Here is a 16976-nt window from a genome sequence, read left to right as displayed (position 1 = left end):
CAGGCTGCGATCATGCAGCCCCGGATGGCGCCACGCAATCAGCCAGCCAGGGCATCGCTGATGCGGTCCAGATCTGCCGCTGTGGCGGCAGCTGCGCGCACTCTTCCACGCAGCCCAGGCGGATGACCACGAACTCCGGGTTCTGTGCGGCGCAGCCATACAGCGGCGTTGCGTAAACCGGGCAGAAGACCTGGTCGCGGCGCTGGCCGCTTTGCGCGGTCTTGGTATAGGTCTGTACGGCGCCTTGCAGCGAGAAATCGGTGATCGCGGCTTTGGCAATCGCCCGCATCGGTGCGCCCGAGAGCACCTGGCAGTCGCTGCAATGGTATACGCTGACCCAGGGATCCTCTGCAAAACTCCCTGCCGTGGTCTGAACGCAGGCTCGGGCGATCCGCTGCGTTGTCTTCCTTGCCAATAGCTCGCTCTTGGCTGCAAAAGACGCCTTGCGGCTCATCGCGATCCGCGCCCATCCCGCTTGGCGAGGGTTTTGCAGAGCATCCCTGGCTGGGGTCGATCAAGGCGGTAAAGCGAACCGCCTGGCAATGGCATGTGCCGTGGATGAGCATGGGCAGGACCTGGAAGGAAGTGGGCGAGGGGAGCTGTCGCTGTACTGCATCACAGCTCCCCCGTGTGCGCCTGGGTGGCATGAGTCTTGCATAACTGTCAACAAGCGAAAGCGGGCGCTGAGCAGGCAGGCCTGTAGGAATATCTTTACAGTCTTTGGCGTAGTAACTATGGTTGCATATAGAAACAACCAAGGGTTCTGTGTGAAAGCTTGATGAATTGCGGAAAATCAATAAAAACAATTGGTTATGGAGTAGTTAAGCCAAAGCTCATGCATAATTTCACAAAATTCCACGGGAAAACCCCGGTAATTTGGGGAATAACTGGTTTGGATTTTGTTACATATTTATGAATTGTCTTCAAAATAAACCGTGCTAAAGTCGCCCGCTATGTCACCGAAATGGATTTGCACCCTCATCGTCGCCGCGTCTGTCAGCGCACATGCCGCCCCCGAGAGCGAACACAAGCCATCCGATCTGGATTTGCTGCTGGGCATTGGCCAAAGCAGTCTGTCCAAGCTCGATTCGGTGCATCACCAGGTCAAGGACCAGGCCAATGTGCTGATCAGCAATGCGCTGAGCCTCATTGGTGTGCCTTACCGCCGTGGCGGTAACAGCGCAGAGACGGGTTTTGACTGCAGTGGTCTGGTACGCGCTGTGTATGCGGAGAGCTGGGGCAAGATCCTGCCGCGCCGCGCAGAAGAGCAGGCGGCTGCGACCGACAAGATTGAAAAAGCGGAGCTCAAGCCCGGTGATCTGGTGTTCTTCAACACCATGCGCCGGGCTTTCAGCCATGTGGGGATCTATATGGGGGATGGCAAGTTCATCCACTCACCCCGCACCGGCAAGACCGTTCGGGTCGAGAGCATGGATATTGCCTACTGGGAAAAGCGCTTTGACGGCGCCCGCCGTGTGGAGCTGAGCGACGAGGCGCGCACCAAGCTGATGCAGCAGGTCAACCTCGATGGTGCGGAAGCGCAGGACCTGATCGGCCGCGTGATGTCCAAGGCCAATATGCGCGTGAACTGAGCGCCAAGTCATCTGCAGCAGGCGCTGCAAACGAACCAAGCTTCCTTCGGGAAGCTTTTTTGTGGCCTGCGCGGTGCGGTTGGCTGGTCTGCGTCGTGGGGGGGAGGGCCTCAGTCCTGCACCCCTCTATATATAGAAACGGCACGGAGTAGGGGCGTAAAAAAGGCTGCCTCTGGGGCAGCCTGGGTGGGCGACTGGCTGGAGGGGGCTCCAGCGCAGGCTTACTTGACCATCTGCAAGATTTCGCGGAAGTCTTCGTGCTCGCAACTGCGCAGCCATTCGAAGATGACCATCTCGGTGGTGACCAGCTCGGCGCCGGCGCCGGCCAGGCGGTCAAAGGCGGCATCGCGGTTGCGCTCGGTGCGGCTGCTGCAGGCATCGGTGACCACGCAGACATCGAACTCGTCTTCGAGCAGCTCCAGCGCGGTTTGCAGCAGGCAGACATGGGCCTCGCAGCCGGCAATGATGATGCTGTTGCGCTCAGGCGCGGCTTGCTGGGGCTTTTGCAGGTGCTTGGGCAGGCTGCGGGCATTGCCGCCCTGGGGTTTGGCAGGAGGGCGCAGCCATTCGTTCAGGCCCTCTGGCACGGCGCTGAAGAACATCTTGGCCAAGGTCTTGTTGCACAGGCCGCGCAGCTGCGCAGCATTGGGGCCGAGCTTGCTGGGGTTTTGCTCGGTGCCGAACACGGGCACCTGCAGCTGCTGGGCTACCTGGGCCAGGAGGGTGGCGTTCTTCAACACCTGCGCGCCATCAAAAATGGCGGGCATCAGTTTTTCCTGGTAGTCAACCAGCACCAGCTGGGATTCTTCAAAATCTATAAGCATGCGGCATTTTACCTGTGGCGGCGAGCGGCTGCTGTGGCGGCGTGGCGCAGGCGTGGGAGGGGAGGGAGAAATGCACTGGCGCGCGGCGCAGCACCGAGCCAGCCTGGCGCAGATTTAGCGCTTGTCCTGGTCCAGCGCAGGCGCATAGACCACCGGCAGCACAATCCCCGCTTCATGCGCCACGCGCACGCAGTCGCGCAGGTGCTGCTCGCCCAGGTAGCGCAAGGTGGCGTAGCCCAGGGCGGCCGATACCGCCTGGCCGGCAATCGGCACATATTTGCTGGCCTGCTGCACCGTCAGGCGCATGCCCAGCGCCTTGGCGCCGCGCATGATCACATCCTTGGTGATCAGCTTGCCCACCAGCACGCCGCCGAGCATGTTGACGGTGTTTTGCACCTTGGCGCGCTTGGCAGGGGTCAGGCGGGCAATCTGCTCGTCGCTCAGGCCAAAGTAATTGCTGATTTGCGGAATCAGCCGCGACAGCAAGGCGGCATCCACCGCCATGTCGAGCCCGGGCACCGGCGTGGCGCTGGCCAGAGCGGCCATCAGGGCTTTGCGGTGCAGCAGCTTTTGGGACTGCTCAACCGCCTCCAGCAGCGCAGGGTTGCCGGTCTGGGCGGCCAGTTGCAGTGCGGAGAGGGGGCGGGGCTTGCGTCCAAGTTTCATGGGGGTCAGGAAGTGAGGTCAAAAGCGGAAAAAAACCTGCGGCAGCGGGTGACCCCGGCTGGCGCAGGCTGCCGGGTGCTTAGCGCTTGCGGACCAGGCCGTAGAGCACCAGCAAGATGATGGCGCCGACGATGGAGGCGATCCATCCTGCTGCCTGGCCTTCCTGGTACCAGCCCATCGCCACGCCGGCGTAGGTGGCCAGCAGCGAGCCGGCAATGCCCAGCAGGATGGTCATGATCCAGCCCATCTTGTCGTCCCCGGGCTTGATGGCGCGTGCAATGAGGCCAACAATCAGGCCGATGAAAATGGTTCCAATGATGGACATGCTTGGTTCTCCGTTGAGCTGTGAACGCCAGTGCCTCGGGTTGAGGCGGCCCTGGCCAATACGCCCTGAAGCGTACCAAGGCACTTTAAGGCTGTTTGTAGGAGAAGGCTTCAAATCCTGCGGCTTTACGTCATAAACAACGGTGAACTGGCGCTGTCATGCGTATGAAAAAAGCAGCCGGTGCCGTTGCCGGCGCGGGCTGCTTTTGGCCGGACCTGGCCGGGCCGGGCCGCGAAGGGCCCAGTCCGGAAGGCGGTCAGAGAATTAAGCGACGACCTTGGCGATCGATGCGCAGACGTGCTCGATGTTCTTGCTGTTGAGCGCAGCCACGCACATGCGGCCGGTGTCCGTGCCGTACACGCCGAACTCGGAGCGCAGGCGCACCATCTGGTCCTTGCTCAGACCCGAGTACGAGAACATGCCGATCTGGGTGGTGATGAAGCCCATGTCTTGCTTCACGCCAGCGGCCTTGAGGCCGTCCACCAGCTTCTGGCGCATTTCCTTGATGCGCACGCGCATCTCGCCCAGTTCCTTTTCCCACAGCGCGCGCAGCTCGGGGTTGTTCAGCACGGCGGCTACCACGGCACCACCGTGGGTTGGTGGGTTGGAGTAGTTGGTGCGGATGACGACCTTGAGCTGGCTCAGCACGCGGCTGGCTTCTTCCTTGTCGGTGGCAACCACGGACAGCGCGCCCACGCGCTCACCGTAGAGCGAGAAGCTCTTGGAGAACGAGGTGGACACAAAAATGTTCAGGCCCGCAGCGATGAACTTGCCGATCACGGCGCCGTCTTCGGCGATGCCGTGGCCAAAGCCTTGGTAGGCCATGTCCAGGAAGGCGACCAGGTTCTTGGCCTTGACGACTTCGATGACCTTGTCCCACTGGGCGGCGCTGATGTCGTAGCCGGTGGGGTTGTGGCAGCAGGCGTGCAGCACCACCACGGTGCCAGCGGCGGCTGCGTTCAGGTCGGCGATCATGCCGTCGAAATCGATGGCGCGGTTGGCCGCGTCGTAGTAGCGGTAGCTGGCCACTTCAAAACCGGCGTTCTGGAAGATCGCGCGGTGGTTTTCCCAGCTGGGGTCCGAGATCAGCACCTTGGCTTGGGGGTTCAGGCGCTTGAGGAAGTCCGCACCAATCTTCAGGCCGCCCGTGCCGCCCACGGCTTGCACGGTGGCCACGCGGCCGGAAGCCACGACTTCGGAATCCGCGCCGAACACCAGGGCCTTGACGGCGTTGTCATAGGCAGCGATACCGTCGATAGGCAGGTAGCCACGGGGCGTGGGCTTGTCCATCATGGCTTTCTCTGCGGCCTGCACGCACTGCAGCAGCGGCAGCTTGCCGTTGTCGTCGAAATACACACCCACGCCCAGGTTCACTTTTTGCGGGTTGGTGTCGGCGGCATACTGCTCATTGAGACCCAGGATGGGGTCGCGTGGGGCCATTTCGACGGAAGAGAAAAGAGACATGTGTAGTCCTTGGTAGGTAGAAATCTGGCTTTGTACCCCCAAATGCCAAACAAGAGGCCATCGCCTCCACCGCAATTTTGCAGTACGCTTTGGGGTTAACCCCGTATTCTAGCGACGCCCGCTCGCGCGTGGCATACCCGACCTATGCACGAAGTCACTCCAGAGGCACCCCGTGAGGGGGAATTCATCCAATATCCGGGCTCGCCCTTCACCTTGTTCCAGCCGTATCCGCCTGCGGGCGACCAGCCGGCGGCCATCGATGCGCTGGTGGAAGGCATTGATGACGGTGAGGCCTTTCAGACCTTGCTGGGCGTCACGGGCTCGGGCAAGACCTTCACGATGGCCAATGTGATCGCGCGCACCGGGCGCCCGGCCATCGTGTTTGCGCCCAACAAGACGCTGGCCGCGCAGCTGTACAGCGAGTTCCGCGAGTTCTTTCCGAAGAACGCGGTGGAGTACTTCGTCAGCTACTACGACTACTACCAGCCCGAGGCCTATGTACCCCAGCGCGACCTGTTCATCGAAAAGGACAGCGCCATCAACGAGCACATCGAGCAGATGCGGCTGTCGGCCACCAAGAGCGTGCTCGAGCGCCGCGACACCATCGTCGTGGCCACCGTCTCGGCCATCTACGGCATCGGCTCGCCCGAGTCCTATACCAAGATGCGTTTCATCCTGCGTGTGGGCGATGAGCTGAGCCAGCGCGATGCGATTGGCCAGCTGGTGCGCATGCAGTACAAGCGCAATGATGCAGATTTCTCGCGCGGTACCTTCCGCGTGCGGGGCGACACCATCGATGTGTTTCCGTCCGAGCACAGCGAGATGGCGGTGCGTATCGAGCTGTTTGACGACGAGGTCGAGAGCCTGCAGCTGTTTGACCCGCTCACCGGCCGCGTGCGCCAGAAAGTGCCGCGCTTCACCATCTACCCCAGCAGCCACTATGTGACCCCGCGCGACCAGGTGCTGGTGGCCGTCGAGACCATCAAGGAAGAGCTGGCGCTGCGCCTGAAGCACCTGGTGGGAGAGGGCAAGCTGGTGGAAGCCCAGCGCCTGGAGCAGCGCACCCGGTTCGACCTGGAGATGCTGACCGAGGTGGGGCACTGCAAGGGTATTGAGAACTACAGCCGCCACCTCTCGGGCGCGGCGCCGGGCGATCCGCCGCCGACGATGACGGACTACATGCCCAAGGACGCGCTGATGTTTCTCGACGAGAGCCACCAGATGATCGGCCAGCTCAATGCCATGTACAACGGCGACAAGGCGCGCAAGACCACCCTGGTCGAGTATGGCTTTCGCCTGCCCAGCGCCTTGGACAACCGCCCGCTCAAGTTTGGCGAGTTCGAGCAGCGCATGCGCCAGGTGGTGTTTGTCTCGGCCACACCGGCCGAGTACGAGAAGACCCATGCGGGCAAGATCGTCGAGCAGGTGGTGCGGCCCACCGGCCTGGTCGATCCCGAGGTGGAAGTGCGCCCTGCGACCCACCAGGTCGACGATGTGCTGCAGGAAATCCATGCCCGGGTGAAGGTGCAGGAGCGGGTGCTGATTACCACGCTGACCAAGCGCATGGCCGAGCAGCTGACCGAGTACCTGACCGACAACGGCGTGAAGGTGCGCTACCTGCACTCCGATGTGGAGACCGTCGAGCGCGTCGAGATCATCCGCGATCTGCGCCTGGGCACCTTTGATGTGCTGGTGGGCATCAACCTGCTGCGCGAAGGCCTCGATATCCCCGAGGTCTCGCTGGTGGCCATCCTGGACGCCGACAAGGAAGGCTTTCTGCGTGCCGAGCGCAGCCTGATCCAGACCATTGGCCGTGCGGCACGGAACATGAATGGCAAGGCGATTTTGTATGCCGATCGCATCACCGACTCGATGCGCAAGGCGATGGACGAGACCAGCCGCCGCCGCGAGAAGCAGATGGCCTTCAATGCGGAGCATGGCATCGTGCCGCGCAGCATTGTCAAGCAAGTGCGTGATTTGATCGATGGCGTCTACAGCACCAAGGCCAGCGACGACATGGACCGCGCCCAGCAGGTGGCGATGAGCCGCGCCCAGGTCGAGGACATGTCCGAGAAAGAGATTGCCAAGGAAATCAAGCGCCTGGAAAAGCAGATGCTGGAGGCGGCGCGCAACCTCGAATTCGAGGCCGCAGCCCAGGCGCGCGACCAATTAACCATCTTGAAACAAAGGGCTTTTGGCGGGGCCGCTCCAGAGGCAGGGAATACCCGCAGCCTCTAGCGATGTCAGTTTCTGTAAGTAATCTTTGCTTACCCGAGCGAATTCAGGGGGCATTGTGCTATACTGACACAAATTACTCAACAACAAGAAAAAAGCCTATCGATGAATGGGACCTACCCTGCATGCAGGGTGGAGCGACAGGCTACGACGATGTCATTGCGGGTGGCTTGCTTGCATTGGGCGTCTATGGTTATCAAGCCTGACCTCTAAGGAACGATTATGCGTCTCACCACCAAAGGCCGATTTGCAGTGACTGCAATGATTGATCTGGCTTTGCGCCAGAACAATGGCCCGGTAACTTTGGCTGCGATCAGCCAGCGTCAGCAGATCTCGCTGTCGTATCTGGAGCAGCTGTTTGGCAAGCTGCGCCGCCATGAACTGGTGGAGTCCACCCGCGGCCCCGGTGGCGGCTACACCCTGGCCCGCAAGGCCGCTGAGATCACAGTTGCCGACATCATTGTCTCGGTAGATGAACCTATTGACGCCACGCAGTGTGGCGGCAAGGAAAACTGTATGGGTGAGGCCGGTCGCTGCATGACGCACGAACTCTGGGCATCGCTGAACCAGCGCATGGTGGAGTTTCTCGATTCTGTCACCTTGCAAAAGCTGGTCGATGACCAACTGGCCAAGGGCATCCAGATCGAAGACAAGCCCATCGTGCGCCGCGCTATCTCGACCACGCCGGTTGTCAAGCCCATCCGTGTCACCGCACCGAACTCGGTGTTTGCACTGGGCAATGTGTTTGCCAAATCCTGATTGTTGATGCGGCGCTGGTCGCCGCATCCCCCGGTGCTCTTCGCAGTGCCGGGAGGCCTTGTTACGCCCTGAACCGGGTGCGGCAAGTTCATTCGATGATTGCGTTTTGAGTTTTTGCGGGTGCCCACCAGCACGCGCCAGTAGAGCCAGATATGGACACGACCCCACACTTCCCTATTTACCTTGATTACGGCGCCACCACGCCCGTGGACCCCCGCGTGGTTGAAGCGATGATTCCCTGGTTGTCCGAGAACTACGGCAACCCTGCATCGCGCAGCCATGCCTGGGGCTGGACGGCGGAAGAGGCGGTTGAAAAGGCCCGTGCGCAAGTCGCCGCGCTGATCAATGCCGATCCGCGTGAAATCGTCTGGACCAGCGGTGCCACCGAGTCGGACAACCTGGCGCTCAAGGGCGCTGCGCAGTTCTACAAGGGCAAGGGCAAGCACCTGATCACCGTCAAGACCGAGCACAAGGCCGTGCTGGACACGATGCGTGCGCTGGAGCGTGAAGGCTTCGAGGTCACCTACCTGGACGTCAAGGAAGACGGTCTGCTGGATCTGGACGTGTTCAAGGCGGCCATCCGCCCCGACACCATCCTGGTCAGCGTCATGTTCGTGAACAACGAAACCGGCGTGATCCAGGACATCGACACCATCGGGAACATCTGCCGCGAAAAGGGCATCATTTTCCACGTCGATGCGGCCCAAGCCACCGGCAAGGTCGAGATCGATGTGACCGCGCTGAAGGTCGACCTGATGAGCCTGGCCTCGCACAAGACCTATGGTCCCAAGGGCATTGGCGCGCTGTACGTGCGCCGCAAGCCCCGTGTGCGCATCGAAGCGCAGATGCACGGCGGTGGCCATGAGCGCGGCATGCGTTCGGGCACCCTGGCGACGCACCAGATCGTCGGTATGGGCGAGGCTTTCCGCATCGCCAAGGAAGACATGGCCAAGGACTACGCCCATGCGAAGGCGCTGCAGCAGCGCATGCTCGACGGTCTGATGGACATTGAACAAGTGTTCGTCAACGGTGACCTGAACCACCGCGTGCCGCACAACCTGAACATCAGCTTCAACTTCGTCGAAGGCGAATCGCTGATCATGGGCATCAAGGGCCTGGCCGTGTCCTCGGGTTCGGCCTGCACCTCCGCCAGCCTGGAGCCCAGCTATGTGCTGCGCGCGCTGGGCCGCAGCGATGAGCTCGCCCACAGCAGCCTGCGCATGACGTTTGGCCGCTTCACGACGAATGAAGACATCGACTACGCCGTGGCATCGATCCGTGAAAACGTGACCAAGCTGCGCGAGTTGAGCCCCCTGTGGGAAATGTACAAAGACGGTGTTGATCTGAGCACCATCCAGTGGGCTGCCCACTAAAGCCGGCGCAGCCGCTAACTGTAAAGAGGTACCAAGATGGCATATTCCGACAAAGTGATTGATCATTACGAGAACCCCCGCAACGTGGGCTCGTTCGACAAGGGTGATGAATCGGTGGGCACCGGCATGGTCGGCGCTCCAGCTTGTGGCGACGTGATGAAGCTGCAGATCAAGGTCAATGCCGACACCGGCGTGATCGAAGACGCACGCTTCAAGACCTACGGCTGCGGCTCGGCAATTGCCTCGTCGTCGCTGGTGACCGAATGGGTCAAGGGCAAGACCCTGGACGAAGCCGCCGCGCTGAAGAACGCGCAGATCGCTGAAGAGCTGGCGTTGCCACCGGTGAAGATCCACTGCTCGATCCTGGCTGAAGACGCGATCAAGGCGGCGGTCAACGACTACAAGGCCAAGCACACTGCCAAGGCGGAGGCTTAAAACGCCATGGCTGTCACGCTTTCTGAATCGGCTGCGCGCCACATCAACCGCTACCTGTCGCGTCGCGGCCATGGCGTGGGTGTGCGCCTGGGCGTGAAGACCACCGGCTGCTCGGGCCTGGCCTACAAGCTCGAGTATGTGGACGAGGCAGCGCCTGAGGACGTGGTGTTCGAAGACCATGGCGTCAAGGTGCTGGTCGATCCCAAAAGCATGGCCTACATCGACGGCACCGAGCTGGACTTTGTGCGCGAAGGCCTCAATGAGGGCTTCAAGTTCCACAACCCTAATGAGCGTGATCGCTGCGGTTGTGGCGAGAGCTTCAGAATCTGAGGCCTCGGGGTCAGGCGCCCGGTTGGCCTTCATGGGCTGACCCGGCCTTGTTTGTCGGCATCGCTGATGCCAAAACTGCAAACCGCCTGTGCTTTTGCCAGGCGGTTTTTTCATGATGAATCTGCAATCCAACGATTTTGAACTGTTCGCCGTGCCGCTGCAGTTTGCGCAAGATGCCCAGCAATTGGCTGAGCGCTGGAAGGCCTTGCAAAAGCAGGCCCATCCGGACCGCTTTGCGTCGCAAGGGGCTGCCGCCCAGCGCGTGGCCATGCAGTGGTCGGTGCGCATCAATGAGGCCTACCAGCGCTTGAAGGACCCGCTCAAGCGCGCTGCCTACCTGTGCGAGATGCATGACGCGCCCATCCGCGCCGAGGACAACACCGCCATGCCCACCGCTTTTCTGATGGAGCAGATGGAGTGGCGCGAGGCGCTGGAAGACGCGCAGAGCCAGACCGACGTTGATGCGTTGGATGACCAGGTCGCCAGCGCGCGCCGCACGATGCTGGCGCGCTGCCAGCAGCTGCTGGATGTGGAGCGCGACTATGCGCAAGCGGCCCAGCAGGTGAGAGCCCTCATGTTTGTTGCGCGATTTAGCGGCGACATCGACCGCCGCCGCGAGCAACTGGGACAATAGGCTTTTGACCAAGGTAGGGCGGCCCACCAGGCCGCACAGCATGCCTTGGCGACACCCCCATTGAGACCGCTGCCTCCGTGCGCCCGCGCGGGCCGCAGGCAAGAGAACACAAGATAGATCGCATCCATGGCACTGCTCCAAATTTCAGAACCTGGCCAATCTCCTGATCCGCACCAGCGCCGTATTGCGGTGGGCATTGATCTGGGCACTACGCACTCGCTGGTCGCTGCCGTGCGCAACGGGGTGGCCGAATGCCTGCCGGATGATGAAGGCCGGGTGCTGCTGCCATCGGTGGTGCACTACCACGCCAATGGCAAGCGCGATATCGGCTATGCGGCGCTCGCCCAGCCCGGCGTGGATTCCGCCAACACCATTGCCTCGGCCAAGCGCCTGATGGGCCGCAACCTGGACGATATCCATGCGCCCGAGCAGCTGGCCTATGCACTGGTGCAGCCCGAGGGCAGTGGCATGGTGGCCATCGAGACCGTAGCCGGTCTCAAGACCCCGGTGGAGATCAGCGCCGAGATTCTGGCCACCTTGCGCTACCGCGCAGAAGACACCTTCGACAACGACCTGTACGGCGCGGTGATCACCGTGCCCGCCTACTTTGACGATGCACAGCGCCAGGCCACCAAGGATGCGGCCCAGCTCGCCGGCATCAAGTTGCTGCGCCTGATCAACGAGCCCACTGCTGCAGCGATTGCCTATGGCCTCGATAATGCGTCCGAAGGCATTTACGCCGTTTACGACCTGGGCGGCGGCACCTTTGATATTTCCGTGCTGCGCCTGACGCGCGGTGTGTTTGAAGTCATCGCCACCGGCGGTGACTCGGCGCTGGGCGGTGACGACTATGACGCCGCACTGGGCCAGTGGGTGCTGGAGAAAACCGGCGGCACGGTGCAGAGCGCGCAGGACAAGGCGGTATTGCGCCTGGCCGCCAAGGCCGCCAAAGAGGCGCTGACCGACGCCGACCAGGTGACGTTCTCCGCGCAGCTGTCGGGCCAGGATATTGCGCTGTCGCTGAGTCGGGCCGATTTTGATGCGGCCACGCAGGCCTTGACGGCCCGCACCCTGACGGCCGTGCGCCGCGCGCTGGCCGATGCCCAGCTGGCCAAGGACGAGGTGCAAGGCGTGGTGATGGTGGGCGGCTCGACGCGCATGCCCCAGGTGCAGACTGCAGTCGGCAACTTCTTTGGCAAGCCCCCACTGACCAACCTGAACCCCGACGAGGTCGTGGCCCTGGGTGCGGCCATCCAGGCCAACCAGCTCGCCGGCAACGACACCAATGGCGACCTGCTGCTGCTCGATGTGATCCCGCTGTCGCTGGGCATCGAGACCATGGGCGGCCTGGTCGAGCGCATTGTCAGCCGCAACGAAACCATTCCGACCGCACGCGGCCAGGACTTCACCACCTACAAGGACGGCCAGACGGCCTTGGCCATCCATGTGGTGCAGGGCGAGCGCGATCTGGTGGCTGATTGCCGCAGCCTGGCGCGCTTTGAGCTGCGCGGCATCCCGCCGATGGCCGCGGGCGCTGCACGCATCCGCGTGTCCTTCACCATCGATGCCGATGGCCTGCTGAGCGTGGGCGCGCAAGAGCTGGTGAGCGGGGTGGAGGCGCATATCGATGTGAAGCCCTCGTACGGCCTCTCGGACGACCAGATTGCCCATATGCTGCGCGACAGCTTCAGCACCGCCCAGGCCGATATGCAGGCCCGTGCGCTGGTCGAAGCGCGCGTGGATGGCGACCGCCTGCTGATTGCCACCCAAAGCGCACTCGATGCCGATGGCGACCTGCTGACTGACGCCGAGCGTAGCCAGGTCGACGCGCTGATGGACCAGCTGCGCCGGGCCCTGTCCAGCAGCGAGAGTGCCGCCGAGATCGAGGCCCGCACCGATGCGCTGGCCAAGGGCACCGAGGCCTTTGCCGCCGAGCGCATGAACCGTGGCATCCGCCAGGCCCTGGCCGGCAAGAACGTGCAATCCATTTAACCGACTACAGCAAGAAGAACCACATTCCCATGCCTATCATCAAAATCCTGCCCCATGCCGAATACTGTCCCCAAGGCGCCGAGATCAAGGCGCCCACCGGAACGTCGATCTGCGAGGCGCTGCTGGACAATGGCATCAACATCGAACACGCCTGCGACATGAGCCGGGCCTGCACCACCTGCCACGTGATCGTGCGCCAGGGTTTCGACTCCATGGACCCTTCCGAGGAGGAAGAGGACGATCTGCTCGACCGCGCCTGGGGTCTGGAGCCGCAGTCGCGCCTGTCCTGCCAGGCCATTTTGGCGCGCGAGGATGTGACCGTGGAGATCCCCAAGTACTCGATCAACCACGCCAAGGAAAACCACTGAGCGTGGGCTGGGCCGGGCGCGCGGGCGCGAGCGGCTTTTACAATCGGTGTTTTGAGTCGAGGAAGCTGTAGATGTCGCGCCAAATTGTTCTGGATACGGAAACCACGGGTCTGTCAGTCGTCGATGGTGACCGTGTCATTGAGCTCGGCTGTGTCGAGCTGCTCAACCGCAAGCTCACTGGCAATAACCTGCACCTCTACTTCAATGCCGACCGGGAAAGCCATGAGGACGCGCTGCGCGTGCACGGCATCACCAGCGAGTTTCTGGCCGACAAGCCGCGTTTCCACGAGAAAGCCGAAGAGATCCGGGCTTACCTCGAAGGCGCCGAGCTGATCATCCACAATGCGCCATTCGACATGGGCTTCCTGAACAAGGAGTTCGAACGGGTGGGCATGCCGCCCCTGGTCAGCATGGTGAGCGGTGTGCTGGATTCGCTCTTGATGGCGCGCGACATGTTCCCGGGCAAGCGCAACTCGCTCGACGCGCTATGCGACCGCCTGGAAGTGGACAATTCCGGCCGCGACCTGCACGGCGCTTTGCTCGATGCCGAGCTGCTCGCTGACGTCTACATCAACATGACGCGTGGGCAGGAACAGCTGCTCTCGTCTGAGAGCATGGCATCGAACAACAAGTCCAACGCGGCCATGGTGGTCAAGAAAGTGGATTTTGCGCAGTTCGATCTGCCCGTGATCCTGCCGTCGGAGGCGGAGCTGGCCGCCCACGACGAGGTGCTGACGCAGCTGGACAAATCCAGCGGCGGCAAAACTATTTGGAGAAAATTGGCCTAATTCTCACAGCCAGCAAACATTTGCTGTCATAATAGAGGGCTTGACGGCGAGAGATTTTGGGTGATTAGCTCAGCGGTAGAGCACTGCCTTCACACGGCAGGGGTCACATGTTCGATCCATGTATCACCCACCAATTCATCGTCGTTGCGGTATGTCCCTTGGGGCATGCTTGGGGTGATTAGCTCAGCGGTAGAGCACTGCCTTCACACGGCAGGGGTCACATGTTCGATCCATGTATCACCCACCACAATTTAGATTCGGTAGGCCTCTTTGGGGCGTGCCTGGGGTGATTAGCTCAGCGGTAGAGCACTGCCTTCACACGGCAGGGGTCACATGTTCGATCCATGTATCACCCACCAAACAACAAACCTCTTGAATGTTCTGTTCAAGAGGTTTTTTGTTTTTTGCGCGCTTGTGCATGCGCTGCGCAGGCTGCAGCGCAGTCCACCACGCCGTTCATGTATCGGGCCTGTCGCTGCCAGGTAAATCCCGCCCCGGTGCTGCACCGCTGGGCCACAAAGGCCTAGGATGGCAGGTCTTGGGACTACCACGGTACCGCTATGACCGCTCGCACACTCGCTTTTGGTGTTGGCCTGGCCGCCTTGCTCGCTGGCAGTGGCTGGGCAGCTTCAAGCCCGCCATCCACCCCAGCATTGGCGCCACAGACCTGTACCGAACAGGCTTCAGACGCCTGTTACCAAGGCTTTGCGCTGCCAGGCCAGGCCGGGCGCATGCATTTCTATGCCTCGCAAGCGCCGCAAGCGCCGCAAGCCGAAAATGCCGATGGATCTGGCGGGCCGCAAACGGCGCTCTTGATCATGCATGGGCACCCGCGCGATGCCAACCGCAGCTTCAATGCCGCGCTGGATGCCGCACGCAGGGCAGGGCGCTTGGACGAGACCCTGGTCATTGCGCCGCTCTACCAGGTGGCCAGCGACAAGGCCGAGCGCTGCCGCACCAAGGGCACGCCTGCGCCGGAGCCGGGTGATGCGCTGTGGACCTGCGGCAGCTGGCTGGCCGGGCAAAACTCCCAGGCCGGTGCTGGCAGGACCCCGATCAACGCGATTGCTGCGCTCGATGCCTTGGTCGCCCATATCCACCAGCGCTGGCCCAGCGTGCACCACATCACGTTGGCGGGCTTTTCTGCCGGTGGGCAGATGCTCCAGCGCAGCATCGGCTTTGCCCAGCCGGCGCCTGCCGGAGTATCGCTGCGCTATGTGGTGGCTGACCCCGGCACCTGGCTGTATTTCGATCCGCTGCGCCCGCAGCCCCAGCGCGCGGGCCGCGACGTGGACTGGGCCGCCTGCAGCGATGGCGGTTGCGACTACCGCATGCAACTGCCTGAAGTGGCATCCTGCCCGGGCTACCACGACTGGAAATACGGCACGCAGGCGCTGCCGTCCAGCCTGGGGCCCACCGCTGCGCAGGCGCGCGAGCGCTACCGCCAGGCGGATATTCACTATCTGGAAGGCGCCCTCGACAACCATGCCGGCAAGGGCACGAGCTATGGCGCGCTCGATAAATCCTGCGCCGCCATGCTGCAAGGGCCGTTTCGCCGCCAGCGGGGAGAGGGCTATGCCGCCTATGTGGCCCAGGTGCTGCAGCCAGCGCGCCCGCAGCCGCTGTCCACCGTGCCGGGCTGCGCCCATGATGTCGCCTGCGTGCTGCCCTCTGATGCAGCACGGCCGGCCTTGTTTGGCAGCCTGCCTTGATGGCGCGCTGTGCGGCCCTGCCCAGGCGCGTGGAGCGCTTTAGCGTGCGGATGAGGGGGCGGACTGGGTCGCAGGCAACGCGCCGGGAGCTGCGGCGGCGGGCGCCGTGCTGGTCAGCATGCTGCGGTCCAGCACCTCGATATCGTTCAGCGCCAAGGTGCCGGCCGCCTGCTTGAGCTTGAGCTGGCCGAGCAAGGTGTTGTAGCGGGCAAGGGCCAGGTCGCGCTTGGTCTGGTAGAGCTGGCTTTGGGCGTTGAGCACATCGATATTGATGCGCACGCCCACCTGGTAGCCGGTCAGGTTGGCATCGAGCGCGAGCTGGCTCGATGCCTCGGCCGCTTCCAGTGCCTTGACCTGGCTGGCGTTGGACTGCAGGCCAAAGAAGGCGCTGCGCACGTTCTGCGCTACGGTGCGGCGGGCATTGTCCAGGTCGGCCTCGGCCTTGCTCTCCAGTGCCAGCGTTTCCTTGACCCGGTTCTGCACGGAAAATCCGGCAAACAGCGGCACATTGAGCACCACACCCACGGTCGCCTGGTTGGCGTTGTAGCCATGGGTGGGCATGGTGATGCTGCCCTTGGGGTAGAGCTGGCGGCCCACGGTGGCCTGCAGGTCCACGGTGGGCAGGTGGCCGGTTTCGGCCTTCTTGGTGTCCAGCCGGGCATGGTTGGTAGCCAGCTGGGCAATGCGGATCTGGGGTTGCTCGCTCTGGGCCTGGTCCACCCACATCAGCACATTGTCGGGCGTGGTCGCCGGCAGCAGCACCGGCTGCTTCAGTGGCCAGGGCTGGTTGCCGGGTGTGCCCACGGCGTTGTCCAGCGCAAGGCGTTTGACGGTCAGGTCATTCTCGGCGGCGATCTCCTGCGCGCGCACCAGGTCAAAACGGGCCTCGGCTTCGCGCGAATCGGTGATGGTGGCCGTGCCCACATCAAAGTTGCGCTTGGCAGCGGCCAGCTGCTCTTTGACGGCAGCCTTTTGGGCCTGCACAAACACCATGCTGTCCTGCGCGGCCAGCACATCAAAGTAGGCCTGGGCCACCCGCACCAGCAAATCCTGGCTCGCGGCATCGAGCTGCAGCCGGGCGATATCGCCGCCCAATTTGCCTTGTTCCAGCGCAATGCGGTTGGCCGGGCGGTAGAGCGGCTGGCTGGCCGTGATGCCGATCTGGTGGTCGGGGCCGTTCAGGCGCAGCTCGGGGTTGTTGATGGCCGTGTGGCTGTACTGCGACTGCGCCTGCAGGCCCACCTGGGGCAGCAAACCGGCGCGTGCCTGCTCGCCCCGGGAAATGGCCGCATCCAGGTTGGCGCGGGCCGATTGCCACTGCGCGTCATAGCCGCTGGCCTGCTCCACCATCTGCATCAGGCTCTGGGCCTGGGCCGGCCACTGGGCCAGGCCCAGCAGCAGCGCAGCAGCTGCGGCGCAGGTTGTTCTCAGACGAGGCAGGGCAGGGGCTTGGCGCATGGTGCAGTAGGGGGTGGTACA

General features: G+C 62.6%; 17 protein-coding genes and 3 tRNA genes. 14 read left to right on the top strand and 6 right to left on the bottom strand.

The window, feature by feature from the left end; all coding sequences use genetic code 11:
- Window positions 1–10: 10 nt before the first annotated feature.
- Entirely contained in the window at window positions 11–454 is a 444-nt protein-coding gene (locus H928_RS33960) for a GFA family protein (protein WP_021025858.1), read from the bottom strand.
- Between the two features lie 499 nt (window positions 455–953).
- Here H928_RS33960 and H928_RS26585 point away from each other — a divergent pair, with 499 nt between their 5' ends.
- The gene (locus H928_RS26585; RefSeq protein ID WP_021025857.1) at window positions 954–1592 is read left to right on the top strand and encodes a C40 family peptidase; all 639 of its coding nucleotides are present in this window, start codon (window positions 954–956) and stop codon (window positions 1590–1592) included.
- A gap of 221 nt (window positions 1593–1813) precedes the next feature.
- Here the strand turns inward: H928_RS26585 and H928_RS0107040 are convergent, their stop codons facing one another.
- The 4 genes from H928_RS0107040 to H928_RS0107025 form a co-directional block, all read right to left on the bottom strand.
- Window positions 1814–2416: an isochorismatase family protein gene (locus tag H928_RS0107040; protein WP_021025856.1), complete on the bottom strand. Its 603-nt coding sequence runs from the start codon at window positions 2414–2416 to the stop codon at window positions 1814–1816.
- A gap of 114 nt (window positions 2417–2530) precedes the next feature.
- Entirely contained in the window at window positions 2531–3082 is a 552-nt protein-coding gene (locus tag H928_RS26580) for a hypothetical protein (protein ID WP_021025855.1), read from the bottom strand.
- A gap of 79 nt (window positions 3083–3161) precedes the next feature.
- Window positions 3162–3407, bottom strand: a complete 246-nt coding sequence (locus H928_RS0107030) for a GlsB/YeaQ/YmgE family stress response membrane protein (RefSeq protein WP_021025854.1) — start codon at window positions 3405–3407, stop codon at window positions 3162–3164.
- 264 nt (window positions 3408–3671) lie between these two features.
- Window positions 3672–4871, bottom strand: a complete 1200-nt coding sequence (locus H928_RS0107025) for an amino acid aminotransferase (RefSeq protein ID WP_021025853.1) — start codon at window positions 4869–4871, stop codon at window positions 3672–3674.
- 144 nt (window positions 4872–5015) lie between these two features.
- Between H928_RS0107025 and uvrB the strand changes: the two genes are divergently transcribed.
- The 13 genes from uvrB to H928_RS26575 all read left to right on the top strand — a co-directional run bounded on the left by uvrB (window position 5016) and on the right by H928_RS26575 (window position 15497).
- Window positions 5016–7109, top strand: coding sequence for an excinuclease ABC subunit UvrB (uvrB, locus tag H928_RS0107020; protein WP_021025852.1), 2094 nt, complete (start codon window positions 5016–5018; stop codon window positions 7107–7109).
- 219 nt (window positions 7110–7328) lie between these two features.
- Window positions 7329–7865: a Fe-S cluster assembly transcriptional regulator IscR gene (gene iscR / locus H928_RS0107015; protein ID WP_021025851.1), complete on the top strand. Its 537-nt coding sequence runs from the start codon at window positions 7329–7331 to the stop codon at window positions 7863–7865.
- Window positions 7866–8017: 152 nt separating this feature from the next.
- Window positions 8018–9238 carry an IscS subfamily cysteine desulfurase gene (locus tag H928_RS0107010; protein WP_021025850.1) on the top strand — a complete coding sequence of 407 codons (1221 nt, stop codon included), beginning with the start codon at window positions 8018–8020 and terminating at the stop codon, window positions 9236–9238.
- 36 nt (window positions 9239–9274) lie between these two features.
- Window positions 9275–9673 carry a Fe-S cluster assembly scaffold IscU gene (iscU, locus tag H928_RS0107005; protein ID WP_021025849.1) on the top strand — a complete coding sequence of 133 codons (399 nt, stop codon included), beginning with the start codon at window positions 9275–9277 and terminating at the stop codon, window positions 9671–9673.
- 6 nt (window positions 9674–9679) lie between these two features.
- The gene (iscA, locus tag H928_RS0107000; protein WP_021025848.1) at window positions 9680–10003 is read left to right on the top strand and encodes an iron-sulfur cluster assembly protein IscA; all 324 of its coding nucleotides are present in this window, start codon (window positions 9680–9682) and stop codon (window positions 10001–10003) included.
- Between the two features lie 115 nt (window positions 10004–10118).
- Entirely contained in the window at window positions 10119–10637 is a 519-nt protein-coding gene (gene hscB, locus H928_RS0106995) for a Fe-S protein assembly co-chaperone HscB (RefSeq protein ID WP_027010646.1), read from the top strand.
- A 126-nt stretch (window positions 10638–10763) separates the two neighbouring features.
- Window positions 10764–12629 (top strand): Fe-S protein assembly chaperone HscA, encoded by a 1866-nt coding sequence (gene hscA / locus H928_RS0106990; RefSeq protein WP_021025846.1) that lies wholly within the window; start codon window positions 10764–10766, stop codon window positions 12627–12629.
- Window positions 12630–12658: 29 nt separating this feature from the next.
- On the top strand, window positions 12659–12997 hold the full coding sequence (gene fdx / locus H928_RS0106985) for an ISC system 2Fe-2S type ferredoxin (protein WP_021025845.1): 339 nt from the start codon (window positions 12659–12661) through the stop codon (window positions 12995–12997).
- Between the two features lie 71 nt (window positions 12998–13068).
- Window positions 13069–13785, top strand: coding sequence for a DNA polymerase III subunit epsilon (dnaQ, locus tag H928_RS0106980; RefSeq protein WP_021025844.1), 717 nt, complete (start codon window positions 13069–13071; stop codon window positions 13783–13785).
- A gap of 58 nt (window positions 13786–13843) precedes the next feature.
- Window positions 13844–13918: transfer RNA gene (locus H928_RS0106975), tRNA-Val, on the top strand.
- 39 nt (window positions 13919–13957) lie between these two features.
- Window positions 13958–14032: transfer RNA gene (locus H928_RS0106970), tRNA-Val, on the top strand.
- A gap of 37 nt (window positions 14033–14069) precedes the next feature.
- Window positions 14070–14144 (top strand) — tRNA-Val (locus tag H928_RS0106965).
- Between the two features lie 372 nt (window positions 14145–14516).
- Complete coding sequence (locus H928_RS26575) at window positions 14517–15497, top strand: hypothetical protein (RefSeq protein ID WP_052329807.1); 981 nt, start codon at window positions 14517–14519, stop codon at window positions 15495–15497.
- Between the two features lie 39 nt (window positions 15498–15536).
- Here H928_RS26575 and H928_RS26570 read toward each other — a convergent pair whose 3' ends face one another.
- Window positions 15537–16955 carry a TolC family outer membrane protein gene (locus H928_RS26570; RefSeq protein ID WP_021025842.1) on the bottom strand — a complete coding sequence of 473 codons (1419 nt, stop codon included), beginning with the start codon at window positions 16953–16955 and terminating at the stop codon, window positions 15537–15539.
- Between the last annotated feature and the right edge of the window lie 21 nt (window positions 16956–16976).

Origin of the sequence: Comamonas sp. B-9 (assembly GCF_000410635.1) — a bacterium.
Taxonomy (GTDB): Bacteria; Pseudomonadota; Gammaproteobacteria; order Burkholderiales; family Burkholderiaceae_C; genus Comamonas.
Note: the sequence above shows the minus strand (reverse complement) of the source record. Positions and strands in the feature narration are given on the sequence as shown.